The following is a 25,161-nucleotide window of genomic DNA, read 5'->3' as shown; positions in this document are numbered from 1 at the left end:
TTCCGCACGAGGATCTCCGTGACCGAGCAGCAACTGCCCGCCTGGGCCGATCCGTCCGTCCCGCCCGCCGCCCTCGACGCCCAGGGCGTGTCGAGGCGCGGGCTTCTGCGCCGCGTGGGCCTCTTCGGCGCCGCGTTCGCCCTGGGCGGTGCGGCCACCCCGGCCGTAGCCGCCGACGGCCGGGGCCACGGCGGCGAGGACCCGCGTCTCGCCTACCTGGTGGGCGACCACCACGTCCACTCCGTCTACAGCCACGACGCCAAGTACACCTTCTCCCAGCAGGCCAGGGCCGCCGCCCGGTACGGCCTCGACTGGATGGTGTTCAACGAGCACTCCAACTTCGGGCACGCCTCCCGCGGCGCCGCGCTCGAACACCGGGAGATCCTGAAGGCCCGCGCCGCGAACCCGCGCCAGCTCATCTTCCAGGGCCTGGAGTGGTACATCCCGGCCGCCGAGCACTGCACGGTGTTCGCCGCCCCCGGCCCGCACGAGACCGACCTGCTCACGCGGTTCGAGCTGGCCTACGACGGCAAGCTGCTCGGCTACACCGAGGGCGCCGCGGGCGCGGCCGACACCGCCCGCAACGAGGCGCACGCCGTCAAGGCCGTCCGATGGCTGGCCGAACAGCGTCGCAGCGGGTACGTCGACGACGTCCTGGTCTTCGCCAACCACCCGCTGCGCCTCGGCATCGACTCCCCGCACGAGCTGCGCAACTGGCGGGACGCGGCGCCCGAGATCGTCGTCGGCATGGAGGGCGCGCCGGGCGCCCAGGGCGCGGCGATCCCCGGCCTGCGCGGTGCCACGTCCGTGCGCGGCGAGTACGAGAACAAGCCGTCCGCCCAGTCCTGGGCGGACTACCCGGCGGACGCCTACCTCACCTACGGCGGCTTCGACTGGGCCACCGCGACCGTGGGCGGCCTGTGGGACTCGATGCTGGCCGAGGGCCGGCTGTTCTCGGTCACCACCAACTCCGACAACCACCGGACCGTCTTCGACACCTGGAAGAACGGCGACTGGCCCGCCGGGCAGAGCTTCGACGACACCGGTAGGCTGCCCGACCCGGTGAACACCGGCACCGCGCAGCCCGGCAGCGACTTCTGGCCGGGGCAGTTCAGCCGGACCCACGTCGGGGTGACCCGCTACGGGTACCGCGCGGTGATGACGGGTCTGCGCGAGGGCCGGGTCTGGCTGGACCACGGGCATCTGCTCGACGGCCTGGAGGTCCGGCTGCGGCGGGAGCACGGCACCGGGCGGGGCGTCACCCTCGGCGGCCGGCTGCGGGTGCGCAAGGGCGAGAAGCTCACCCTGGAGATCACGGTCACCAGCGCCTCCCGTCCCAACCCCCGGGGAATCCTGCCGCGGTTGGCGCATGTGGACGTGATCCGGGGCGCGGTGCGCGGCGCGGTGTCCGACCGCGACACCTGGCGGGCGCCCGACACGAAGGTCGTCCGCACGACGGACGTGAGCGGCCGCGAGGGGACCTACACCCTGCGCGTCCCGGTCACGGTGGGCGACGAGTCCTGCTACCTCCGGCTGCGGGGCAGCGACGGCAACCGCAACGGAACGGGTTACCTGGGTGCTTCCGTGGATCCACACGGCCCGGTCCCGCACGAGCCGGGCGACGGCGATCCGTGGGCCGACACGTGGTTCTACTCGAACCCGATCTTCGTGGACGTCGTCGGCTGACGCGGCCCTGAAGGGACGTGGGGAACCGCGCGACCGCCGACAGCGGTCCCGCGGTTCCCAGCACGTCAAGCCCCGCAGGCGCTGCCGTCGCCGAGCCCTACGAGCCCCACGGCGCCGCCTTCGCCGAGCCTGACGGCGTGGTCTTCGCGGAGTCTCACGCGTAGAAGCGTGACAGGCTCTGGAGCACGGCCGCGGGCTTCGCGCCGCCCTCGATCTCGATCGTGCCGTCCACGGTGATCTGCACCCCGCCCGGCACGTCCTCGACCTCGGTCAGCCTGCCCACCAGGCGGATCCGCGAGCCGACCTTGACCGGCGAGGGGAAACGCACCTTGTTCAGCCCGTAGTTGACCTTCGTCGTGACGCCCTGGACGTCCAGCAGCTCGGTGAAGAGCGGGATGAACAGGGAGAGCGTGAGGTAGCCGTGGGCGATCGGCGCTCCGAAGGGCCCGGCGGCCGCCCGCTCGGGGTCGACGTGGATCCACTGGTGGTCCCCGGTCGCGTCGGCGAACGTGTCGACGCGCTCCTGGGTGACCTCGATCCACTCGCTGGTGCCCAGGTCGCTCCCTGCCAGCTTCTTCAGCTCGTCGAGACCGTTGACGGTGATGCTCATATGCCGTTCCTCACAGGAGAGTTCACAGGGTTCAGAGGGTGCACGGGTGCACGGGTGCACGGGGAAGTCGTTCAGGTTCCGGTGCCGAAGCGGGAGCGCACCCGGGACTTCAGGAGCTTCCCGGAGGCGGTGCGCGGGAGTTCGTCCGCCACCACCACCGACTTGGGGATCTTGTACTTGGCGAGCCGCCCGGACAGCGAGGCCAGCACCTCGTCGGGGTCGAGCCAGGCGCCCTCGCGGGGCACCACGACCGCGCGCGGGACCTCGCCCCACTTGTCGTCGGACACGCCGATGACCGCGCACTCCGCGATGTCGGGGTGGGCGAGGAGGAGGTCCTCGATCTCGGCCGGGTAGATGTTCTCCCCACCTGAGATGATCATGTCCTTGATCCGGTCGACGATGTGGACGTAACCGTCCTCGTCGACCCGGGCCGCGTCCCCGCTGCGGAACCAGCCGTCGGCGAAGGAGGCGGCCGTCTCCTCGGGCAGCCCCCAGTAGCCGGGCATGACGTGCGGACCGCGGACGACGACCTCGCCCGTCTCGCCGACCTCCACGGGGGTGAGGTCGGGCCGCAGGACGCGTACGTCGCTGAAGAAGTGCGGGACGCCGGCCGAGCCCGCCTTGCTGACGGCGTGCTCGGCGTCCAGGAACAGCGTGCCGGGGGACGCCTCGGTCATCCCGTAGCCCTGGAGGAAGGTGAGCCCGCGCTTTTGGTAGGCGGCGATCAGCGGGGTGGACACCGGCGAGCCGCCGCAGGTCAGGATCCGCAGACTGGACAGATCCGCGTCCGCCCAGCGCGGGTGCCGGGCCACCTGCTCGAACATCGTCGGCACGCCGAACATGAAGGTGATCCGGTGCCGCTCGATCAGGCCGAAGGTGGCCTCCGGGTCGAAGGCCTCGACCAGGACGCAGCGGCCGCCCTTGAGGAGCACCGGCAGCGTCAGCATGTTCAGGCCGGCCGTGTGGAACAGCGGCGCGCAGACCAGGGCGCGTTCGTCGGCGGTCAGATCGGTGTCGACGAGGACGTTGAGCGCGTTCCAGGTGAGGTTGCCGTGCGTGAGCATGGCCCCCTTGGGGCGGCCGGTCGTGCCCGAGGTGTACATGATGATGCAGGTGTCGTCGGGAGTGACCGGGGTGTCGATCGGCTCCTCGGAGGCGGCGGCGAGCTCCTCCTCGTACTCGGCGCCGACCTCGAGGTAGATCCGGACGTCCGTGTTCCCGGGCAGTCCGGCGACCAGGCCCGCGTGCGAGGGACCGTAGACGAGGGCCTTGGCGCCGGAGTCGGCGAGCTGGTACGCGATCTCGGGGCCGGCGAGACGGGTGTTGAGGGGGACGAACACCGCGCCGAGGGTGCCGGCGGCGAACAGGGTCTCCAGGTAGGACGGGTGGTTGGGGCCGAGGTAGGCGATGCGGTCGCCGCGCCGCACGCCCCGGGCGCGCAGGGCGTGGGCCAGGCGCGTGGTGCGGGTGTGGAGCGTGCGGTAGTCCGTCGCCCGCTCGCCGTGGACCAGGGCGGTGCGGTGCGGGGTCTTGCGGGCCCGGCGGGCGGGCCACGACCCCAGTCCCTCGTTGCGCATCTTCCACGCCCCTTACGGTGTGGTCAGCCCGAGCAGACGGGCGGCGTTCTCCTTGAGGATCTTCGGCCTCACCTCGTCCTTGATCGTCAGCTTGTCGAAGTCGGCGAGCCAGCGGTCGGGGGTGAGGACGGGGAAGTCGGAGCCGAAGAGGACCTTGTCCTTGAGCAGCGTGTTGGCGTACTGCACCAGCTGCGGCGGGAAGTACTTCGGCGACCAGCCGGACAGGTCGATGTGCACGCCCGGCTTGTGGGTGGCGACCGCGAGAGCCTCGTCCTGCCAGGGGAAGGACGGATGGGCCAGGATGATCTTGAGGTGCGGGAAGTCCGCGGCCACGTCGTCCACGTGCAGCGGGTTCGAGTACTTGAGCCTGATCCCCCCGCCGCCCGGCACTCCGGCGCCGATGCCCGTCTGACCGGTGTGGAACAGGGCGATGGTCCCCGTCTCCTCGATCACCTCGTACAGGCCGTAGGCCACCGAGCGGTCGTCGGGGAAGAAGCCCTGGATGCTGGGGTGGAACTTGAAGCCCTTCACCCCGCACTCCTCGACCAGACGCCTGGCCTGCTTCACGCCCGCCCGCCCCCGGAAGGGGTCGATGGAGGCGAACGGGATGAGGACGTCGGCGTTGGCGGCGGCGGCCTCGGCGACCTCCTCGTTCGGGACCGGCGCCGTGCCGGTCGCGGACTCGGCGTCCACCGTGAAGATCACCGCGGCCATCTTCCGCTCACGGTAGTAGCGGGCCGTCTCCTCCAGGGTGGGCTTCCGCTCGCCCTGGACCTTGAAGTAGGCGGAGGACGCGTCGTGCAGGTCGTCGCCCAGCGAGGAGTGCCCCTCGGAGGACACCTCCGCGTGGGTGTGGACGTCGATCGCGACCAGGTCGTCGACCTTCATGGCGGGGGTCGTGGCGGGGCTCATCACGCCTCCGGGAACGTGGGGGCCGGGATGCCGACCGTCTGGAGCTCGGCACAGACCGAGGTGGTGAAGGCGTCGGCCAGGGTCTCGGGCGTCCAGCCGCCGTCGGCGTAGGCCGCGCGGATCTCCTGCGGATGCGACCAGAGTGCCAGCTTGTCACCGCCGATGCCGATGGCCTGGCCGGTGATGCCCCGGGCGGCCTCGGAGGCCAGGAAGGGCACCAGGGCCGCGCAGTCCTCGGGGGTGCCGAAGCCCTCGCCCTTGCGCAGGAAGTCCGGGAACGGCTCGCCGTTCTTCAGGGCCTCGACGTACGGGGCGAAGGCCGGGATGGTCTCGGTCATCGCGGTCGCGGCGACGGGGACGATCGCGTTCACGGTGATGCCCGCGCGGCCCAGTTCCATGGACCAGGTGCGGGCGAAGGCGGCGATGCCGGCCTTGGCGGCCGCGTAGTTCGTCTGGCCGAAGTTGCCCCGCTGCCCGGCCGGCGAGCCGACGAGGATCAGCGTGCCGCCCTCGCCCTGCTCGCGCATCCGTACGGCGGCGGCCCGGGCGCAGGTGAAGGTGCCCCTGAGATGGGTGGCGATCACCGCGTCGAAGTCGTCGTCGGTCATCTTCCACAGCACCTTGTCGCGCAGGATGCCCGCGTTGGTGACCAGGATGTCGAGCCGGCCGAACTCCCGCACGGCACGGTCCACCAGCCGGTCGGCGGCCTGTGTCGTACCGACCGGGACCACCTCGGCGACCGCCGTGCCACCGGCCTCGACGAGGGACTTCACGGCCTGCTCGGCCACGGCCTCGTCGACGTCGTTGACGACCACGGACGCGCCGCGGGCGGCCAGGGCATGGGCATAGGCGAGGCCGAGGCCCCGGCCGCTGCCGGTGACGACGGCGACCTTGCCGGTGAGATCGATGCTGGGCACGACGGTGTCCCTTCACATGGGTTCGCAGGAGGTGCTGCGTCGTGTCGCGGGGAGCACGACGACGAGATCGAAGCTAAGAGCAATAATTGTTATCGTCAATAGTTGTTGTCGTCCTACGCGTGCGTCATGCTGGAATCTGTACGCAGCACCACCCCCGGAAGGGGACCGAACCCAGGGAGCCCGCCATCGCCCGCCAGGACACTGCAAGCAACGCCGCCCCGATCGACGCGGACGAGCCGTGGATGCGCGGGCTGCACGCGGACACCGGTTACCTGCTGTACCGCCTGGGCCTGCGCTCGGGTCAGTTGTTCAACACGTTCCTCCAGGAGTCGGGGGTGCGGCTGCGCCACTACGCGGTGCTGCGCTTCCTCGCCACCGCGGAGGGCGCCCTCCAGCGGGAGCTGAGCGCACGGCTCGGCTACGACCCCAGCGCGATCGTCGGCCTGGTCGACGACCTGGAGAAGCTGGGCTTCGCCGAGCGCCGCCCGGCGCCCGACGACCGCCGCAGCCGGATCGTCGTCCTCACGGAGGACGGCCGCGCGTTCCTGCGCGGCACCGACGAGGCCGGCCTGCGCGTGACCAACGACCTGCTGGCCCCCCTCGACCCGGCCGAACGCGAGACACTGCACACCCTGCTGCGGCGGATCGCCGAGGACGGGCTCACCTGATGACGTGAGGAGGACCCGATGGACCAGGGCGCTCTCGCCGGGACCGCCCGCTCCGCGCCCGGCCGGCTGCTGGCCGTGCTCGCCGCGTTCGACCACACGCACCCCGCGCTGTCCCTGACCGACATCAGCCGCCGCGCCGGTCTGACCCTCACCACCGCGCACCGGCTGGTCAGCGCGCTGACCGAGTGGGGCGCCCTGGAACGGGACCCGTCCGGCGTGTACCACGTGGGGCTGCGGCTGTGGGAGATCGCGGCGCTGGCGCCGCGCGGACTCGCGCTGCGCCAGGTGGCGCTGCCGTACCTGGAGGACCTGTACGAAGCCACGCACGAAAACGTGCAGTTGGCGGTGCGGGACGGGTCCGAGGTCGTCTACACCGAGTGGCTGTCGGGGCGTTCGGCCGTCGGGGTGCACATCCGGGTGGGCGCCCGCTGGCCGCTGCACGTCACCGGCGTGGGGCTGGCGCTGCTGGCGCACGGCGACGCCGGACTCCAGGACGCCTACTGCGCCGGGCCGTTGGCCGCCTGCACCGCCCACACCATCACCGACCCGGTGCGGTTGCGCCGGGTGCTGGCCGAAGTCCGGCGGTCGGGAGTCGCGGTGAGCAGCCGTCAGGTCACCGACGACGCCCTGTCGGTGGCGGCTCCGGTGCGCGGAGCGGACGGCGCGGTGACGGCCGCCGTGTCGGTCGTCGTCCCGTACGCCGACGCGCAGGTACCGGTGCTGGCACCGGCCGTACGCCTCGCGGCGCGCGGGATCTCCCGGGCCCTGGGCTGGCGGCCGGACGGCGGGACCGGCTGAACCCGCGGGCCGGGCACGGGTGGTGGTCCGCGCGGGGCGGAACCCGGTGGGCGACGCGGGGGTCCCGGGCGAGAATGCCCCACCATGACGGAGATCGGCCCACTGGGTCCGCAGGACCGCGCCGCCTGGGAAGTGCTGGCGCGCGGCTACAAGAGGTTCTACCGCACGGAGGTGCCCGACGAGGGGTACGAGGCAATGTGGGGCCGCCTCCAGGGCGGCGGCGAGGTGCACGCCCTGGGCGCCCGGGCGGACGGGCAACTGGTGGGCATCGCCCACTACCTGTTCCACGCCACGGTCTGGACGGCGGACAGCTGCTAGCTCCAGGACCTCTACGTGGCCGAGGCGGCGCGTGGCCGGGGGGCGGTCCGGGCGCTGATCGGGCGCGTGGCGCGGGCGGCGCGGGAGCGTGGCGCCGCCCGGCTGTACCGGACCGCCCAGGAGGGCAACGGCACCGCCCGCGCCCTGTACGACAAGGTGGCGTCGTTCAACGGGTTCATCCGCTACGACCACCCGCTGTCCTAGGCCACCGGCCCGGCGGCTCCGCGGCGCCGCTCAGGCGGTCCTCACAGGAATCTCAGGTTTCGACCCGGGGATTCAAAGGGTCGCCCCATCTCCGAGGCGCAGGATGCACGCGCAAAGGTGGACAACTCAGGAAGGCGTGCCGTGGGCGTCTCGCACATATCGAACCGGTCCGAACAACAGCCGCGGGGCTGGTCCCGGCGCGGGATCCTGGGCGTGCTCGGGGCCGTCCCGGCCGTCGCGCTGACCGGGTGCGGCTCCGGATCGGCGGACGCCTCGGAGAACCCGGCGGCCGGGACCGGGACCTCGCCGGCCGCCGTCACGAAGGCCTCGCCGGCCGCCCGGCAGCCGGTGATCTCGGTCACCCCCGCCGACGGGACCAAGAAGGCGGCCTTCACCAGCCCCGTCGAGGTCACCGTGACCGACGGCACACTCGCCTCGGTGAAGGTGACGGGCAACGACGGCTCGACGCTCGCGGGCTCCCTCGACGAGAGCGCGACCACGTGGACGTCCTCGGCCGACCCCTACTCCGGCACGAAGTACACCGTGACCGCCCAGGCCGAAGGCGCCGCCGCGCAGACGGCCACCTTCACCACCAGGTCGCCGGGCGAGACCTTCGTCGGCTACTTCACCCCCGAGGCGAACTCCACCTCCGGCGTGGGCATGCCGGTCTCGATCAACTTCTCGCACGCCGTGTCCGACAGGGCCGCCGTGGAGAAGGCGATCACGGTGACCGCCGAGCCGCCCGTGGAGATCGTCGGGCACTGGTTCAGCGACACCCGGCTGGACTTCCGCCCGCGGACGTACTGGGCGGCCGGGACGACGATCAGCCTCGGTCTGCGGCTGAAGGACGTCGAGGGAGCGGACGACGTGTACGGCACGCAGTCGAAGGACGTCACGTTCCACATCGGCCGCGCGCAGATCAGCACCGTGGACCTGGCCGCCAAGAAGATGGTGGTCGAGCGGGACGGCGCCACCCTGGCCACCTACCCGGTCTCCGGCGGCGATTCCGACCACACGACCTGGTCCGGGATCATGGTGATCAGCGAGCGGTTCAAGGAGACCCGGATGGAGTCCTCCACGGTCGGCCTCGGCGACGAGTACGACATCTCCGACGTCCCGCATGCCCAGCGGCTGACCACCTCGGGCACCTTCATCCACGGCAACTACTGGGCCTCGGCCTCGATCTTCGGCAGCCGGAACACCAGCCACGGCTGTATCGGTCTGCACGACGCCAAGGGGGCGGACGACGACTCCGTCGCGGGCTACGAGTTCTACGCGAGTTCGATGCTCGGCGACGTGGTGGTCGTCAAGAACTCGGGCGAGAGGACCGTCGCCGCGGCCAACGGCCTCAACGGCTGGAACCTCTCCTGGGACGACTGGAAGTCGGGCAGCGCGCTTTAACACGTTTGCGTGGTTCAAGCCGTGAACTTCCTTGCCCTGAAAGGACTTTCCTTGCTTTAAGTCTTGACGGCCCTCGGGTCGGAGAGCACATTGGGCCCACTTTGAGAGCGCTCTCAAAGGCTTTCGAAGACACCCGCGCCCATCACTCCGTACCCGAGAGGCATCCCTCCCATGAGCGCAACCTCCGGCATACCCAGACGGCGACGCGCGCTCGTCGCCGTGCTCAGCACCCTCGGTCTGGCCGCCGCCGCCGCGGCGGCCGTCACCCTGCCCGCGAACGCCTCCGCGCCCACGCCCCCGACCGGCTGGACGCAGGTCTTCCTCGACGACTTCACCGGTGCGGCGGGCACCGGGGTGAACACCTCCAACTGGCAGTACAGCACCGGGACCTCGTACCCGGGCGGGCCCGCCAACTGGGGCACCGGCGAGGTCGAGACGATGACCAACAGCACCGCCAACGTCTCGCTCGACGGCAACGGCAACCTGCGCATCACGCCGCTGCGCGACTCCGCGGGCCGCTGGACCTCGGGCCGCATCGAGACCAACCGCACCGACTTCCAGCCCCCGTCCGGCGGCAAGCTGCGGGTGGAGGCCCGCATCCAGATGCCGAACGTGACCGGCACCGCCGCCGAGGGCTACTGGCCCGCCTTCTGGGCACTCGGCGCGCCCTACCGCGGCAACTACCAGAACTGGCCCGGGGTCGGCGAGCTGGACATCATGGAGAACGTCCAGGGCCTGAACAAGGTCTGGTCGACGATGCACTGCGGCACCAACCCGGGCGGCCCGTGCAACGAGACCACCGGCATCGGCAACTCGGTCGCGTGTCCCAACACGACCTGCCAGTCCGGCTTCCACACGTACGCGATGGAGTGGGACCGCTCGGCGTCCCCGGAGGCGATCCGCTTCTACGTCGACGGGGTCAACTACCACACCGTCACCGCGAACCAGGTCGACGCGACGACCTGGACCAACGCCACGAACCACGGCTACTTCGTGATCCTGAACGTCGCGATGGGCGGCGGCTTCCCGGACGCCTTCGGCGGCGGTCTGGACGGCGACACCCAGCCCGGTCACCCGATGGTCGTGGACTACGTGCAGGTGCTCCAGGCCGCGGGCGGTGGGAGCGGTACCACGCCCCCGCCGTCCGGCAGCCGTGACGCCTACGGCACGATCCAGGCCGAGTCGTACGACAGCAACTCCGGCACGATCACCGAGACGACCACGGACACCGGCGGCGGCCAGAACATCGGCGCCCTCGCGAACGGCGACTACGCGCTCTACAAGGGCGTCACCTTCGGTTCGGCGGCGGCGACCCAGTTCAGCGCACGGGTCGCGAGCGGCGCGGCCGGCGGGGTCAGCGGCCTGGTCGAGGTACGCCTCGACAGCCGTACGGCGACGCCCGTCGGCAGCTTCGCGGTGGCCAACACCGGTGGCTGGCAGTCGTGGCGGACGGTCCCGGCGAACATCAGCTCGGTCACCGGCACCCACGACGTCTATCTGACCTTCACCAGCGGCCAGCCGGCCGACTTCGTGAACGTCAACTGGTTCACCTTCAGGCACTGACCGCAGGCCGCACGGCACCGGGCGGCCGGCCCTCCCGCACGGGCCGGCTCCCGGCACCGCGCGCGACGCCCTCCCGGTCGGTCCGAGCGCACCCCGGTCGCCTCAGCGCAGTTCCGCGCGGAAGGCCACCGGGGTGTTTCCCGTGTGCAGTTGGAAGAACTTGGAGAAGTTGGCCGGATCGGGGAAGCCCACCGCCGCCCCCACCCGGCCGATCGGCAGGTCCGTGTGGGCGAGCAGCCGCTTCGCCTCCAGGACGACCCGCTTGTCGATGAAGCCCTTGGGCGTCTCGCCGGTGGCGGCGCGTACCGCGCGCACGAGAGTGCGGCGGGAGTAGCCGAGCGCGTCGGCGTAGGCGCTGACGCTGTGGTTGGTGGCGAAGTCCCGTTCCACGGCGTCCCGGAAGAGGGTGAACGTGGTGTCGGCCCGGCCGCGCGCCGCCTCCGCGCTGCTCGCCGCGAGGTGCGCCAGCCGGAGCAGGAACGCGGTGAGCGAGTGCCGCAGCACCGCCGTGTGCAGACTCAGCGGCAGCGTGCCCTCGGCACCGCCGTCGTCGTACTCCCCGCGCAGATACGTCAGCGCCGCGCGCAGGCCCGCGAGCTGCCGCGCGTCCGGGCGCAGCAGCGGAGGCAGGTCGTAGCGGTACAGCCCCGCCGCCTCGACGGTGGCGCGCGGCAGAAAGCCGGGCTGCATGGTCAGCACCGTTCCGCGGTACTCGCTCGACTTCGAGAAACGGTGGACCTGGCCCGGCCGGATCCACAGCACGTCGCCGGCCGCCGCCTGGTGCTCGGCGAAGTCGATCATGTGGCGGACGGGGCCGTCGTCGAAGAGCATCACCACGTGGAAGTCGATGCGGTGCACACGGTCCAGCGGCGCGTCGGTGTGCCAGGTGCGGCCCGCGCCCATGGGGCCCACCTGCATGCCGACGCCGCCGACGCTGAGTTCGACGGGAAAGGGGAAGGTTCTGATGCCCTCACCGGCGCCGTCTTGGGTATGTGTGTCCACCATGTCCGTCTCATGCCGCCCGATTGCCGCCCGGCGGGCTCATCTGTCGCCCGCGGGTGTCCCACTTTCACCACAGGCTGACACAGGGAGACCTTCCCCCCTAAAAGTCAGACTTTTAGGTTTGAACACATCAGAGCAGCTGACCCCCTCCTATCGAGGATTTCTTGAAGATGAGCACGCAGACACCGAACAACTTCGAGTGGACCGAACTTGACCGGCGTGCCATCGACACCGCACGTCTACTGGCGGCGGATGCCGTGCAGCAGGTGGGCAACGGCCACCCCGGAACCGCCATGAGCCTGGCGCCGGTCGCCTACACGATCTTTCAGAAGGTGATGCGACACGACCCGGCGGACCCCGAGTGGACGGGCCGTGACCGCTTCGTCCTGTCCCCCGGCCACACCTCGCTGACCCTCTACACCCAGCTCTTCCTCTCCGGCTACGAGCTGGAGCTGGCGGACCTCAAGAGCTTCCGTACGCACGGCTCGAAGACGCCCGGCCATCCCGAGTACGGGCACACCGCCGGCGTCGAGACGACCACCGGTCCGCTCGGCCAGGGCGTCGCGAACGCCGTCGGCATGGCGATGGCCGCCCGCTTCGAGCGCGGCCTGTTCGACCCGGACGCCCCGCGCGGCGAGTCGCCGTTCGACCACACCGTCTGGGGCATCGTCTCCGACGGCGACCTGGAGGAGGGTGTCTCCGCCGAGGCCTCGTCCCTCGCCGGCCACCAGAAGCTCGGCAACCTCGTCCTCGTCTACGACGACAACCACATCTCCATCGAGGGCGACACCGCCACCGCCTTCTCCGAGGACGTGCTGAAGCGCTACGAGGCCTACGGCTGGCACACCCGGCGCGTGGAGCCCACCGAGGACGGCGACGTCGACGTCCCCGCCCTGTACGCGGCCCTGAAGGCGGCACAGGCCGAGACCGGGCGCCCCTCGATCATCTCGCTGCGCACGATCATCGCCTGGCCGGCCCCGAACGCCCGGAACACCGAGGCCTCCCACGGCTCGGCGCTCGGCTCGGAGGAGGTCGCCGCCACCAAGCGTCTCCTCGGCTTCGACCCCGAGCGCAGCTTCGAGGTCTCCGACGAGGTCCTCGCGCACACCCGGGCCGCCCTCGACCGGGGCGCCGAGGCCCACGCGGCCTGGGACAAGCAGCTGGAGAAGTGGCGCGGTGCCGATCCCGCGCGCGCCCAGCTGTTCGACCGGGTCCTCGCCGGTCAGCTGCCCGAGGGCTGGGAGGACGCGCTGCCGGTGTTCGAGCCCGGCAAGCCGGTCGCCACCCGCGCCGCCTCCGGCAAGGTGCTCCAGTCGCTCGGGGCGGTCCTGCCCGAGCTGTGGGGCGGCTCCGCCGACCTGGCCGGTTCCAACAACACCACGATCGACAAGACGTCCTCGTTCCTCCCCGAGGGCAACCCGCTGCCCGGGGCGAGCCCGTACGGCCGTACGGTCCACTTCGGTATCCGCGAGTTCTCGATGGCCGCCGAGATGAACGGCATCGCCCTGCACGGCAACACCCGCATCTACGGCGGCACCTTCCTGGTGTTCTCGGACTACATGCGCAACGCCGTGCGGATGTCGGCGCTGATGCAGCTGCCCGTGACCTACGTGTGGACGCACGACTCGGTCGGCCTCGGTGAGGACGGCCCGACCCACCAGCCGGTGGAGCACCTGGCCTCGCTGCGCGCGATCCCGGGCCTGAACGTGGTCCGCCCGGCCGACGCCAACGAGACGGCGATCGCCTGGGCCGAGGTACTGCGGCGGCACGCCACCCGGCCCGCCCCGCACGGTCTGGCCCTCACCCGTCAGGGCGTGCCGACGTACGCGCCGAACCCGGACGCGGCGAAGGGCGGTTACGTCCTGGCGGAGTCCTCCACCGCGACGCCCGACGTCGTCCTGATCGCCACCGGCTCCGAGGTGCAGCTGGCCGTCGCCGCGCGCGAGACGCTCGAGGCCGAGGGAATCGGCGTCCGGGTGGTGTCGATGCCGTCCGTGGAGTGGTTCGACGAGCAGCCGCGCGAGTACCGCGACCGCGTCCTGCCGCCGTCCGTGAAGGCCCGCGTCGCCGTCGAGGCGGGCATCGGCCTGACCTGGTACCGGTTCGTGGGGGACGCGGGACGCATCGTCTCCCTGGAGCACTTCGGCGCCTCCGCCGACGCGAAGACCCTGTTCGCCGAGTACGGCTTCACCGCCGAGAACGTGGCCGCCGCGGCCCGGGAATCCCTCCTTGCCGCGCGTGGTTGATCCGACCGCCAGAAAGAAGATGATCGAAGTGACCGAAGCAACCGCGACCGCGGGAGCACTGGACCGCCTGTCCGACGAGGGCGTCTCCATCTGGCTGGACGACCTGTCGCGCAAGCGGATCGCCTCCGGCAACCTCGCCGGACTCGTCGCCACGAAGAACGTCGTCGGCGTCACCACCAACCCGTCCATCTTCCAGGCCGCGATCGGTTCCGGCGAGGGGTACGAGGAGCAGCTCGCCGACCTGGCGGTGCGGGGTGTCACGGTCGACGAGGCCGTACGGATGATGACGACGGCCGATGTGCGGGCCGCGGCCGACATCCTGCGTCCCGTGTACACGGCGACGGGAGGCCGGGACGGCCGGGTCTCCATCGAGGTCGACCCCCGTCTGGCCCATCACACCGCCGCCACCGTCGCCGAGGCCAAGCAGCTCGCCTGGCTCGTCGACCGCCCCAACGTCATGATCAAGATCCCGGCGACCCGGGCCGGTCTGCCGGCGATCACCGAGGTCATCGGTCTCGGCATCAGCGTCAACGTCACGCTGATCTTCTCGCTGGAGCGCTACCGCGAGGTCATCGACGCCTACCTGGCGGGCCTGGAGCAGGCCGCCGCCAGGGGCCTCGACCTCTCCACGATCCACTCGGTGGCCTCCTTCTTCGTCTCCCGCGTCGACTCCGAGATCGACAAGCGGCTGACCGCGCTGGGCACCGACGCGGCCCGCGCCCTGAAGGGAAGGGCGGCGCTGGCCAACGCGCGGCTGGCCTACCAGGCGTACGAGGAGGTCTTCGCGGGCGACCGCTGGACCGCGCTCGCCGGGGCCGGGGCGAACCGGCAGCGCCCGCTGTGGGCATCCACCGGAGTGAAGGATCCTGCGTACAAGGACACGCTGTACGTGGACGACCTGGTCGCACCGGGCACGGTCAACACCATGCCCGAGGCCACTCTGGACGCCACCGCCGACCACGGCGTCATCACCGGTGACACCGTCACCGGCGGCTACGCCCAGGCGCGTGCCGACCTCGCCGCCGTCGAGGCGCTCGGCATCTCCTACGACGAGGTCGTCACCCGGTTGGAGGAAGAGGGTGTCGCCAAGTTCGCGGTGGCGTGGCAGGACCTTCTGGACGCGGTCACGAAGTCGCTGATGAGCAAGGGAGTTGACGCGGAATGAGCAGCAGCAGTCTCGGCGCGGCCTGGGAGAACCCCCTGCGGGACGCCCGCGACCGGCGCCTGCCCCGTATCGCGGGGCCCTCCGGCCTCGTCATCTTCGGCGTGACCGGCGACCTGTCCCGCAAGAAGCTGATGCCGGCGGTCTACGACCTCGCCAACCGCGGTCTGCTCCCGCCGGGCTTCTCGCTCGTCGGCTTCGCCCGCCGCGACTGGGAGGACCAGGACTTCGCGCAGGTCGTCCACGACGCGGTGCGCGAGCACTCCCGGACGCCGTTCCGCGAGGAGGTCTGGCAGCAGCTCGCCGAGGGCATGCGGTTCGTCCCCGGCGACTTCGACGACGACACGGCGTTCAAGCAGCTGCGGAACGCCGTCGAGGAGCTGGACGCCTCGCGCGGCACGGGCGGCAACTTCGCCTTCTACCTCTCCGTACCGCCGAAGTTCTTCCCCAAGGTCGTCGAGCAGCTCAAGAAGCACGGGCTGGCGAAGGGGCGGCAGGGGTCCTGGCGACGGGCCGTCATCGAGAAGCCCTTCGGCCACGACCTGGCCAGCGCGCAGGACCTGAACGCGGTCGTGCACGACGTGTTCGAGCCGGACCAGGTGTTCCGCATCGACCACTACCTGGGCAAGGAGACCGTCCAGAACATCCTGGCCCTGCGCTTCGCCAACACCATGTTCGAACCGATCTGGAACCGGTCGTACGTGGACCACGTGCAGATCACCATGGCCGAGGACATCGGCATCGGCGGCCGGGCCGGCTACTACGACGGCATCGGCGCCGCCCGTGACGTCATCCAGAACCACCTGCTCCAGCTCATGGCCCTCACGGCCATGGAGGAGCCGGCCTCCTTCGACGCCGACGCGCTGCTCACCGAGAAGCTCAAGGTGCTCAGGGCGGTGAAGCTGCCCGAGGAGCTGGGCAAGCACACCGTGCGCGGGCAGTACGCGAGCGCCTGGCAGGGCGGCGAGAAGGTGAGGGGCTACCTGGAGGAGGACGGCATCGACCCGGCCTCCACGACGGACACCTACGCCGCCGTGAAGCTGAACGTCGACAACCGCCGCTGGGCGGGCGTGCCGTTCTACCTGCGCACCGGCAAGCGCCTCGGCCGCCGCGTCACCGAGATCGCGGTCGTCTTCCAGCGCGCCCCGCACTCCCCCTTCGACTCCACCGCCACCGAGGAACTCGGCGCGAACGCGATCGTCATCCGCGTCCAGCCGGACGAGGGCATCACGGTGCGGTTCGGCTCCAAGGTTCCGGGCACCTCGATGGAGATCCGGGACGTCACGATGGACTTCGCCTACGGCGAGTCCTTCACCGAGTCCAGCCCGGAGGCCTACGAGCGCCTCATCCTGGATGTGCTGCTCGGGGACGCCAACCTGTTCCCCCGCCACCAGGAAGTGGAAGAGTCCTGGAAGATCCTCGACCCGATCGAGGAGTACTGGGCACGGCACGGCAAGCCGGCGCAGTACGCCTCGGGCAGCTGGGGACCCGAGGAAGCCGACGAGATGCTCGCACGAGACGGACGGAGCTGGCGCAGGCCATGAAGATCGACCTGACCGACACCACGGCAAGCAAGATCAACAAGGCGCTGGTGAAGGGTCGCCGCGCCATCGGCACACCGGCCGTGGGCATGGTCCTGACGATGGTCATCGTCACGGACGAGGAGAACGCCTACGACGCGATCAAGGCGGCCGAGGAGGCCTCGCACGAGCACCCCTCGCGCACCCTGGTCGTCATCAAGCGGCACGCCCGCAGCCCGCGCGACCGCACCAACGCCCGCCTCGACGCCGAGGTCCGGGTGGGCGCGGACGCGGGCACCGGCGAGACGGTCATCCTGCGGACGTACGGCGAGGTCTCCGACCACGCCGACTCCGTCGTCCTGCCGCTCCTGCTCCCGGACGCGCCGGTCGTCGTGTGGTGGCCGGTGGACGCGCCGATGAACCCCGCCAAGGACCCGCTGGGCGCCCTCGCGCAGCGCAGGATCACCGACATGTACGCCGTCGAGCGGCCCCTGACGGCCCTGGAGGCGCGCGTGAAGTCCTACGCGCCCGGCGACACCGACCTGGCCTGGACCAGGCTCACCCCGTGGCGCTCGATGCTCGCGGCGGCCCTGGACCAGGCACAGGTGCCGATCGTCTCGGCGGCCGTGGAGAGCGAGGCCGACAACCCCAGCGCCGAGCTCCTCGCGCGCTGGCTGGAGGCCCGGCTGAACGTCGTCGTCGACCGGGTGGTGACCGCCGGGCCCGTCGTCACCGCCGTCCGCCTCGGCACCGCGAACGGCGAGATCGTCATCGACCGCCCCGAGGGTCCGCTCGCCACGCTCACCCTGCCCGGCCAGCCCTCGCGCACCCTCGCGCTGAAGGTCCGGGCCACCTCCGAACTCATCGCCGAGGAGCTCAGGCGCCTCGACGCGGACGAGATGTACGCCGTCGCCCTGCGCGGCGAGGGCACCAAGGAGACCCCTTCCCATGTCTGACACCCCCCGGCTCGACCAGCGGCCCGAGTGGACCGCGCTGAAGGACCACCGCGCCCGGTGGCAGACCCATCTGCGGGAGCTGTTCGCGACGGACCCGGAGCGCGCGGAGCGCTACGTGGTGCGCGTCGGGGACCTGCGCATCGACTTCTCCAAGAACCTGGTCACCGACGAGACGCTCGCCCTGCTGCGCGAACTCGCCGCCGCCACCGACGTGTTCGGGCTGCGCGACGCCATGTTCCGCGGCGAGAAGATCAACATCACCGAGGACCGCGCCGTCCTGCACACCGCGCTGCGGGCCCCCACCGGGACCGTCGTGGAGGTCGACGGGAAGAACGTCGTCCCCGAGGTCCACGCCGTCCTCGGCCGCATGAGCGGCTTCGCCGAGCGCGTGCGCTCCGGTGAGTGGACGGGCCACACCGGCAAGCGGATCAGGAACGTCGTCAACATCGGCATCGGCGGCTCCGACCTGGGCCCCGCGATGGCCTACGAGGCACTGCGGGCGTACACGGACCGCTCGCTGACCTTCCGGTTCGTCTCCAACGTCGACGGCGCCGACCTCCACGAGGCGGTCCGCGACCTGGACCCGGCCGAGACGCTGTTCATCGTCGCCTCCAAGACCTTCACCACGATCGAGACGATCACCAACGCCACCTCGGCCCGCTCCTGGCTGCTGGCCGGGCTGGGCGGCGAGGAGAAGGCAGTGGCGCGGCACTTCGTCGCGCTGTCGACGAACGCCGAGAAGGTCGCCGATTTCGGCATCGACACGGCCAACATGTTCGAGTTCTGGGACTGGGTCGGCGGCCGCTACTCCTTCGACTCGGCGATCGGCCTGTCGCTGATGATCGCCATCGGCCCGGCACGGTTCCGCGAACTGCTGGACGGGTTCAGGATCGTCGACGACCACTTCCGCACCGCCCCCGCCGAGTCCAACGCCCCTTTGATCCTTGGCCTGCTGGGCATCTGGTACGGCAACTTCTTCGACGCGCAGTCGCACGCCGTGCTCCCCTACAGCCACTACCTCTCGAAGTTCACCGCCTACCTCCAGCAGCTCGACATGGAGTCGAACGGCAAGTCGGTGGACCGCGAGGGGCACCCCGTGCGGTGGCAGACCGGTCCGGTGGTGTGGGGCACTCCGGGCACCAACGGTCAGCACGCCTACTACCAGTTGATCCACCAGGGCACGAAGCTGATCCCGGCCGACCTGATCGGCTTCGCCCGTCCGCTCGACGAGCTGAGCGATGAACTCAAGTCCCAGCACGACCTGTTGATGGCCAACCTGTTCGCGCAGGGACAGGCGCTCGCCTTCGGCAAGACCGCCGACGAGGTCCGGGCGGAAGAGGTGCCCGAGGAGCAGGTGGCGCACCGCACCTTCCAGGGCAACCACCCCACCACCACGATCCTCAGCCCCGAGCTGACCCCGTCGGTGATCGGCCAGCTCGTCGCGCTGTACGAGCACAAGGTGTTCGTGCAGGGCGCCGTGTGGAACATCGACTCCTTCGACCAGTGGGGCGTGGAGCTCGGCAAGGTCCTCGCCAAGCGCGTCGAACCCGCCCTCACCGAGGGCGCCGAGGTCCCCGGCCTCGACCCCTCCACCGCCGCTCTCGTCGCCGCCTACCGCGAACTCAGGAAGTAGTGAACTGACATGACATCGATCCAGCTGGGCCTGATCGGTCTGGGCAAGATGGGCGGCAACATGCGCGAGCGCATCCGCCGCGCCGGCCACACCGTCATCGGCTACGACCGCAACCCCGAGGTCTCCGACGTCAGCGATCTCGCCGAACTCGTCGAGAAGCTCGAAGCGCCGCGCGTCGTCTGGGTGATGGTCCCGGCCGGCGAGGCCACCCAGTCCGTCATCGACGAGCTCGGCGACCTGCTCGAGAGCGGCGACACCGTCGTCGACGGCGGCAACTCCCGTTGGACGGACGACGAGAAGCACGCCAAGGAGCTCGGCGCCAAGGGCATCGGCTTCGTCGACGCGGGTGTGTCCGGCGGCGTCTGGGGCCTCCAGAACGGCTATGCCCTGATGGTCGGCGGCGACGTCGCGCATGTCGCCAAGGTGCAGCCGGTCTTCGACGCGCTCAAGCCGGAGGGCCCGTACGGCTTCGTCCACGCGGGCAAGGTCGGCGCCGGTCACTTCTCGAAGATGGTCCACAACGGCATCGAGTACGCCATGATGCAGGCCTACGCCGAGGGCTGGGAGCTGCTGGAGAAGGTCGACTCCGTGGAGAACGTGCGCGAGGTCTTCCGCTCCTGGCAGGAGGGGACCGTCATCCGGTCCTGGCTGCTCGACCTGGCCGTCAACGCCCTCGACGAGGACGTGCACCTCGACAGGCTGCGCGGTTACGCGGAGGACTCCGGCGAGGGCCGCTGGACGGTCGAGGCCGCCATCGACAACGCCGTGCCGCTGCCCGCCATCACCGCGTCCCTGTTCGCCCGGTTCGCCTCCCGCCAGGAGGACTCGCCGCAGATGAAGATGATCGCGGCGCTGCGCAACCAGTTCGGCGGCCACGCCGTCGAATCGGCGAAGAAGTAGGCCCGGCCGTGGGGGATCTGCTGCTGGTCCGCCACGGGGAGACGGAGTGGAGCGTGTCGGGGCAGCACACCAGCTTCACCGACCTGCCCCTCACCGGACACGGTGAGGAACAGGCCAAGTCGCTCGCTCCGCTCCTCTCCGGCCGGACCCTCTCGCTCGCCCTGACCAGCCCGCTGCACCGGGCGATACGCACCGCCGAACTCGCCGGCCTCGCCGTTGCCGGGACCGAACCCGATCTTCGGGAGTGGGACTACGGCGGCTACGAGGGCGTCACCACCGCCGACATCCACCGCACCCGGCCCGGCTGGGACCTGTGGACCGACGGTGTGCCGCCCGGCCCGGACGGTCGTCCCGGCGAGTCGCCCGAGGAGATCGGGCGGCGTGCCGACCGGGTGCTGGCCCGGGTGGACTCGGCGCTGGCGGGCGACGACGGTGACGTCGTCCTCGTCGCCCATGCCCATTTCCTCCGGGTGCTGACGGCCCGTCGGCTCGGACTGCCGCCCGCCGAGGGGCGGTTGTTCCAGCTGGCCACGGGCACCCTGAGCCGGCTGTCCACGGAGCACGGGCGACCCGTGATCGCCGAATGGAACACCCGGGCGTAGCCGGTTGACACCGCTCGGCAGGGCCCGCCAGAGTCGCGGCTGATGGAGATCAACGATCTGACACCGGCCGAACAGCGACTCCGGCGGGCCTTCGCCACGGGGACGACCGTCGACTTCCGGGGCCAGGGGGAGGCGAACGGCCCCGAACGCGCCGTCCGGGCGGCGGTGTTGCGGGCACTGCTCCTCAACGGCCCCCGCGAGCCCGGGGAGATAGCCGCCCTCAAGGTGGCCGGGGCGCGGATCACCGGACTCCTCGACCTGCGGTACGCGGTCGTCGACAGCATGATCCGGCTGGCCCACTGCCGCTTCGACGAGGCCCCGCGACTGGTCGGCGCCCAGCTCGGCTACGTCAGCCTGCGCGACTCCGAGCTGCCCGGCCTGGACGCGTCGCACACCCGGATCGACGGGGGCCTGCGGCTGACCCGCTGCCGGATCGGCGGCCCCGTGCACCTCAGCAGGGCGCAGATCTCGGGCGCGCTGTACCTCGACGGGGCGGAGGTCGCCACGACGGACCCCGCGCAGCCCGCCCTCCAGCTCAACCAGGTCTCCATCGACGACGACCTCTGCGCCCGCGGTCTGCGCACCCAGGGCCTGATCCGGCTCGACGGAGCCTCGGTCACCGGCTCGATCGACCTGGAGGACGCCGAACTGAGCAACCCCGGCGCCCAGGTGCTGACCGCGGAGTCCCTCGACGTGGGGGCCAACCTGCTGGGCCGGCGGCTGCGCGCACACGGCCGGATCGATCTGCGGGGCTCCCGCGTCCCGGGCCGGGTGGATCTGCTGCGGACCTCCCTGTCCAACCCGGGCGACACCGCGCTGCGGGCCAGCAGCTGTGTCCTGGGGGAACTCTGGCTGCGCGAGGGCCCGCCGATCGAGGGCCGGCTCAATCTGCGGCGCGCCGAGGTGGGCCAGCTCCAGCTGGAGCCGGAGATGCTGCCCGACCAGGTGCGGCTGCTCGATCTCACCTACACCTTCCTGACCCCGCACGAGCCCGCCGAGCGCCGGCTGCCGATGCTGGAGCGCGACGACGGCGCGTTCGACCCGCACGCCTACGAGCAGCTCACGGCCGCCTACCGCCGTACCGGCGACGACCGGTCCGCGCGGGTGGTGCAACTGGCCAAGCAGCGCCGCCATCGCGGCACCCTGCCCTGGTACGGCCGGGCGTGGGGCCACCTCCAGGACGCGGCCGTCGGCTACGGGTTCCGCCCGCTGCGCGCGGCCGTCTGGCTGCTGTCCCTGCTGGCCGTCGGCTCGATCGCGTACGCCGGGCACCACCCGCCCCCGCTCAAGGCCGGTGAGGCGCCCGAGTTCGACCCGGTCTTCTACACCCTCGACCTGCTGCTGCCCGTGATCTCCTTCGGTCAGGAGAGCGCGTTCGCGCCGACCGGCTGGTACCGGTCGTTGTCGTACGTCCTCATCGTGACCGGGTGGATCCTGGCCACGACGGTCGTCGCCGGTGTGACCCGGACGGTCAGCCGGCAGTAGGTCGGCGCGCGGTCAGCGCGCGGTGTGCTGGGCGGCCAGCCGCACCGGCGCGTTGACGGCGCCGTAGCCCCGGTAGCCGCCGTCGCGCTGCACGAGTTCGAAGAAGACCCGGCCGACGGTGTGCGTGTAGCAGTGCCGGAAGACGCCGTGCGCGTCCCGGTCGTAGAGGATGCCTAGCTCGCGGTAGGTCTCCAGCTCCCCTTCGGCGAACTCGAAGCGGGCCTCGAGGTCGTCGTAGTAGTTCGCCGGGACGGGCAGCAGGCGTCCACCGGCCTCGGTGAAGCGGCGGGCCGCGGCGACCACGTCGGCGGTGGCCAGCGCGATGTGCCGGGCCTGCGCGGTGTCGTCACCGGGGGCCGCGCCGACGGTGAGCGGGAACCTGACGCTGCCGTCGGCGTTGGTCACGGCGCGGCTGCGCAGCAGCCCGTAGGGGTCGGCGACGTCGACGCTCTCCTGGGCGTCCAGGCCGAGGACACCGCGGTGGAAGAGGACCGCCTCGTCGAACTGGTGCCAGGGCTGGGTGAGCGCCACATGGTCGATGCGGACGCCGACCGGGGCGTGCGGGGCCGCCGGGGCGGCGGGGGTGTGCGGCACGTCCACGAAGTCGGCACGCCAGTCGGGCAGTCCGGGCCGGTTCGTCGCGCACAGGAAGAGCTCCGTGCCGTCGGGGGCCGCGACGGCGTCGAGCGGGGCGTCCTCGGCGGCGCGCCGGCGGGGCAGGACGGGGGCGAGCAGTGCCTCGGCCCGGCGGGCGGCGGCCGCCGGGTCCGGTGACTCAAGGCCGATCGCGGTCAGGGTGGTGCCGTCACGCCGGGCCGCCGGACCGGTGTTGACCAGGACACGGGCCTCGCCCTGCTCCCACAGCTCGACCGGCTTGCCGCGGTGCCGGGCGGTACGGACGAAGCCCAGGCCGGTGAGGAGGGCCGCGACGGGTTCGGCGTCGTGGGTGACCAGTTCGGCGAAGGCGACCCCGGTGGGCGAGGCGGGCGCGGGCAGGGCCCGGATGCCGGCCTCCTCCTGGAGGATCAGCAGGGAGCGGCGGGCGTCCACGGCGGTCGGGCCCGCCTCGGCCTGCCGGAAGACGTCGTTGAAGACCTCGAGCGAGAGCGGTCCGTCATAACCGGTGCGCAGCACGTGCTTCACCAGCCCGGCGATGTCGAAGCCGCCCTGCCCGGGGAAGCAGCGGTGGTGGCGGCTCCACTGGAGGACGTCCATGCCGAGCAGCGGCGCGTCGGCCAGCTGGAGGAAGAAGATCTTCTCGCCGGGGATGTCCTCGATGCCTTCGAGACCCTTCGGACCGGAGCTCCGGGACAGGATGTGGAAGCTGTCCAGGCAGGTGCCGAGCGCGGGGTGGCCGGCCGCCTCGACGATGCGCCAGGCATGGTCCCAGGTGCTCACGTGCCGCCCCCAGGCGAGCGCCTCGTAGGCGACACGGATGCCGAAGTCCCGCGCCAGATCGGCGAGCTCGCTCAGCTGACCGGCGGCGAGTCCGTCGTCGTCGGTCGCGAGCGGGGAGACGCTGGAGCAGACCAGGACGGTGTCCGCGCCGAGCCGCTCCATCAGCGCGAACTTGTGCCGGGCGCGGCGCAGATTGCGGGCGAACACCTCGGCCGGCACCGCCTCGATGTCCCGCATCGGCTGGTAGAGCTCGATGCCGAGGCCGAGATCGGCGCAGCGGGCGCGGATCTCCTCCGGGGTGAGGGGGCTCGTGAGCAGGTCGTTCTCGAAGATCTCCACACCGTCGAACCCGGCCCGGGCCGCGGCCGTGAGCTTCTCGGTGAGGGATCCGCTGAGGGAGACGGTGGCTATCGAGGTACGCACGGTCATGCTCCTTCGAAGGCTGGCCCGCGTCCCCTGCGGGGCGCGGGGCGTGAAATCCCGCGGCCGTGCCACCCGGGCGACACGACCGACCACGAACGACCCGCGGCTGTCATACGGCGTGAGCCACGGCTGCCGTACGGCGCGGCCGCGGCCGTCCGGGGAAGGGGGCCGTGGGCTGTCATACGGTGTGGCCGGCCGGGTGGTCCGCGCCACGGGCCATCTCCGCGAAGTCGGCCAGCATGGCGACGCTGTCCGGCTCCCGGCCGGTGAACAGGCGGAAGGCGTCCACGGCCTGGAAGACGGCCATGCCGCCGCCGTCGAGAGTCGCGCAGCCGACCGCGCGCGCGGTGCGCAGCAGCTCGGTCTCCAGCGGACGGTAGACGACCTCCGCGACCCACAGGTCGGGACGCAGCAGCCCGGCCGGGAAGGGCAGTCCGGGGTGGGCGGCCATGCCGGTGGGGGTGGCGTGCACGACGCCGTCGGCCCGTGCCAGCAGATCGGCCAGCCGGTCCGGTCCCGCGGCCTCGGCCCGGCCGGGCCCGAAGTGCCGGTCGAGGGAACCGGCGAGCTCCGCGGCCCGTTCGACGACCGCGTCCACGACGGTGACCTGCCCGGCCCCCAGCGTGAGGGTGGCGTGCGCGACGGCCGCGCCCGCGCCTCCGGCGCCCAGCTGCACCACCCGCTCCAGCGCGACGTCCGGCAGACCGCGCGCGAAGGAGGCGGCGAAACCGGTGACATCGGTGTTGTGGCCGACGGCACGGCCGTCCTCGAAGACCACGGTGTTGACCGCGCCGAGCGCCTCGGCCTGCGGGGCGAGACCGTCGAGGTGCGGGATGACCAGCTGCTTGCACGGGTGCGTGATGTTGAGCCCGTCGAAGCCGAGGTCACGGGCGGCGCGCACCAGATCACCCACGGCCTCGGGCCCGACCCCCAGCACGTCGATGTCGATGAGCCGGTAGACGTACCGCAGCCCCTGCCGGCCGGCCTCCCGCTCGTGCAGCGCCGGGCTGAGCGACGGGCCGATACCGGAGCCGATCAGCCCGACGAGATACGAGTCCTTGAGAACGACGGCCACGAGGACCTCCTGATCGGTCGACGGATCCTGGTTAGCGTACGAACTGGTGAGTTAGTCATAACACCGGGGCGGGGTCCGAGGGAAGCCCTGTCGCGTCACGGGACG

Annotated in this window: 22 protein-coding genes; 15 read left to right on the top strand and 7 right to left on the bottom strand. The window is 71.5% G+C overall.

The window, feature by feature from the left end:
* Positions 1 to 18: 18 nt before the first annotated feature.
* Positions 19 to 1,686, top strand: a complete 1,668-nt coding sequence (locus AOQ37_RS12445; RefSeq protein WP_062644194.1) for a PHP domain-containing protein — start codon at positions 19 to 21, stop codon at positions 1,684 to 1,686.
* A gap of 154 nt (positions 1,687 to 1,840) precedes the next feature.
* Here the strand turns inward: AOQ37_RS12445 and AOQ37_RS12440 are convergent, their stop codons facing one another.
* From AOQ37_RS12440 to AOQ37_RS12425, 4 genes are all read right to left on the bottom strand, one after another.
* Complete coding sequence (locus tag AOQ37_RS12440) at positions 1,841 to 2,296, bottom strand: MaoC family dehydratase (protein WP_062644192.1); 456 nt, start codon at positions 2,294 to 2,296, stop codon at positions 1,841 to 1,843.
* A gap of 71 nt (positions 2,297 to 2,367) precedes the next feature.
* Positions 2,368 to 3,873, bottom strand: a complete 1,506-nt coding sequence (locus AOQ37_RS12435) for an acyl-CoA synthetase (RefSeq protein ID WP_062644190.1) — start codon at positions 3,871 to 3,873, stop codon at positions 2,368 to 2,370.
* A 12-nt stretch (positions 3,874 to 3,885) separates the two neighbouring features.
* Positions 3,886 to 4,761, bottom strand: coding sequence for an amidohydrolase family protein (locus AOQ37_RS12430; RefSeq protein ID WP_062644504.1), 876 nt, complete (start codon positions 4,759 to 4,761; stop codon positions 3,886 to 3,888).
* A gap of 23 nt (positions 4,762 to 4,784) precedes the next feature.
* Positions 4,785 to 5,702 carry an SDR family NAD(P)-dependent oxidoreductase gene (locus AOQ37_RS12425; protein ID WP_062644188.1) on the bottom strand — a complete coding sequence of 306 codons (918 nt, stop codon included), beginning with the start codon at positions 5,700 to 5,702 and terminating at the stop codon, positions 4,785 to 4,787.
* A gap of 242 nt (positions 5,703 to 5,944) precedes the next feature.
* Here AOQ37_RS12425 and AOQ37_RS12420 point away from each other — a divergent pair, with 242 nt between their 5' ends.
* The 6 genes from AOQ37_RS12420 to AOQ37_RS12400 all read left to right on the top strand — a co-directional run bounded on the left by AOQ37_RS12420 (position 5,945) and on the right by AOQ37_RS12400 (position 10,654).
* The gene (locus AOQ37_RS12420) at positions 5,945 to 6,370 is read left to right on the top strand and encodes a MarR family winged helix-turn-helix transcriptional regulator (protein WP_062644186.1); all 426 of its coding nucleotides are present in this window, start codon (positions 5,945 to 5,947) and stop codon (positions 6,368 to 6,370) included.
* An 18-nt stretch (positions 6,371 to 6,388) separates the two neighbouring features.
* The gene (locus AOQ37_RS12415; RefSeq protein WP_062644185.1) at positions 6,389 to 7,168 is read left to right on the top strand and encodes an IclR family transcriptional regulator; all 780 of its coding nucleotides are present in this window, start codon (positions 6,389 to 6,391) and stop codon (positions 7,166 to 7,168) included.
* An 84-nt stretch (positions 7,169 to 7,252) separates the two neighbouring features.
* Positions 7,253 to 7,486: a hypothetical protein gene (locus AOQ37_RS41245; protein ID WP_234436881.1), complete on the top strand. Its 234-nt coding sequence runs from the start codon at positions 7,253 to 7,255 to the stop codon at positions 7,484 to 7,486.
* A 15-nt stretch (positions 7,487 to 7,501) separates the two neighbouring features.
* Positions 7,502 to 7,690 (top strand): GNAT family N-acetyltransferase, encoded by a 189-nt coding sequence (locus tag AOQ37_RS41240; protein ID WP_234436880.1) that lies wholly within the window; start codon positions 7,502 to 7,504, stop codon positions 7,688 to 7,690.
* A gap of 141 nt (positions 7,691 to 7,831) precedes the next feature.
* Positions 7,832 to 9,091 (top strand): L,D-transpeptidase, encoded by a 1,260-nt coding sequence (locus AOQ37_RS12405; RefSeq protein WP_062644183.1) that lies wholly within the window; start codon positions 7,832 to 7,834, stop codon positions 9,089 to 9,091.
* Between the two features lie 171 nt (positions 9,092 to 9,262).
* Positions 9,263 to 10,654, top strand: a complete 1,392-nt coding sequence (locus tag AOQ37_RS12400; protein WP_062644181.1) for a glycoside hydrolase family 16 protein — start codon at positions 9,263 to 9,265, stop codon at positions 10,652 to 10,654.
* Positions 10,655 to 10,756: 102 nt separating this feature from the next.
* Here the strand turns inward: AOQ37_RS12400 and AOQ37_RS12395 are convergent, their stop codons facing one another.
* Positions 10,757 to 11,659 (bottom strand): helix-turn-helix domain-containing protein, encoded by a 903-nt coding sequence (locus tag AOQ37_RS12395; protein WP_062644180.1) that lies wholly within the window; start codon positions 11,657 to 11,659, stop codon positions 10,757 to 10,759.
* A 167-nt stretch (positions 11,660 to 11,826) separates the two neighbouring features.
* Between AOQ37_RS12395 and tkt the strand changes: the two genes are divergently transcribed.
* From tkt to AOQ37_RS12355, 8 genes are read left to right on the top strand one after another with little or no spacing between them, the layout of a single operon-like run.
* Positions 11,827 to 13,902 (top strand): transketolase, encoded by a 2,076-nt coding sequence (gene tkt, locus AOQ37_RS12390; protein WP_062644178.1) that lies wholly within the window; start codon positions 11,827 to 11,829, stop codon positions 13,900 to 13,902.
* 19 nt (positions 13,903 to 13,921) lie between these two features.
* Entirely contained in the window at positions 13,922 to 15,067 is a 1,146-nt protein-coding gene (tal, locus tag AOQ37_RS12385) for a transaldolase (RefSeq protein ID WP_062644176.1), read from the top strand.
* Positions 15,064 to 16,608, top strand: coding sequence for a glucose-6-phosphate dehydrogenase (zwf, locus tag AOQ37_RS12380; protein WP_062644175.1), 1,545 nt, complete (start codon positions 15,064 to 15,066; stop codon positions 16,606 to 16,608). Before tal ends, zwf begins: the two co-directional genes overlap by 4 nt.
* On the top strand, positions 16,605 to 17,540 hold the full coding sequence (gene opcA, locus AOQ37_RS12375; protein ID WP_062644173.1) for a glucose-6-phosphate dehydrogenase assembly protein OpcA: 936 nt from the start codon (positions 16,605 to 16,607) through the stop codon (positions 17,538 to 17,540). The genes zwf and opcA overlap by 4 nt, the downstream gene beginning before the upstream one ends.
* Positions 17,533 to 19,173, top strand: coding sequence for a glucose-6-phosphate isomerase (pgi, locus tag AOQ37_RS12370; RefSeq protein WP_062644171.1), 1,641 nt, complete (start codon positions 17,533 to 17,535; stop codon positions 19,171 to 19,173). Before opcA ends, pgi begins: the two co-directional genes overlap by 8 nt.
* A gap of 18 nt (positions 19,174 to 19,191) precedes the next feature.
* Positions 19,192 to 20,073, top strand: a complete 882-nt coding sequence (gnd, locus tag AOQ37_RS12365; protein WP_062644502.1) for a phosphogluconate dehydrogenase (NAD(+)-dependent, decarboxylating) — start codon at positions 19,192 to 19,194, stop codon at positions 20,071 to 20,073.
* A gap of 8 nt (positions 20,074 to 20,081) precedes the next feature.
* Complete coding sequence (locus AOQ37_RS12360) at positions 20,082 to 20,675, top strand: histidine phosphatase family protein (RefSeq protein WP_062644169.1); 594 nt, start codon at positions 20,082 to 20,084, stop codon at positions 20,673 to 20,675.
* 42 nt (positions 20,676 to 20,717) lie between these two features.
* Complete coding sequence (locus tag AOQ37_RS12355) at positions 20,718 to 22,160, top strand: hypothetical protein (RefSeq protein WP_062644167.1); 1,443 nt, start codon at positions 20,718 to 20,720, stop codon at positions 22,158 to 22,160.
* A 12-nt stretch (positions 22,161 to 22,172) separates the two neighbouring features.
* Here the strand turns inward: AOQ37_RS12355 and AOQ37_RS12350 are convergent, their stop codons facing one another.
* Positions 22,173 to 23,981 (bottom strand): bifunctional sugar phosphate isomerase/epimerase/4-hydroxyphenylpyruvate dioxygenase family protein, encoded by a 1,809-nt coding sequence (locus AOQ37_RS12350; protein WP_062644499.1) that lies wholly within the window; start codon positions 23,979 to 23,981, stop codon positions 22,173 to 22,175.
* Positions 23,982 to 24,159: 178 nt separating this feature from the next.
* The gene (locus AOQ37_RS12345; RefSeq protein WP_062644166.1) at positions 24,160 to 25,056 is read right to left on the bottom strand and encodes a shikimate dehydrogenase; all 897 of its coding nucleotides are present in this window, start codon (positions 25,054 to 25,056) and stop codon (positions 24,160 to 24,162) included.
* Positions 25,057 to 25,161 lie beyond the last annotated feature (105 nt).

The organism is Streptomyces maremycinicus (assembly GCF_001184025.1).
Classification (GTDB): Bacteria; Actinomycetota; Actinomycetes; order Streptomycetales; family Streptomycetaceae; genus Streptomyces; species Streptomyces maremycinicus.
Note: the sequence above shows the minus strand (reverse complement) of the source record. Positions and strands in the feature narration are given on the sequence as shown.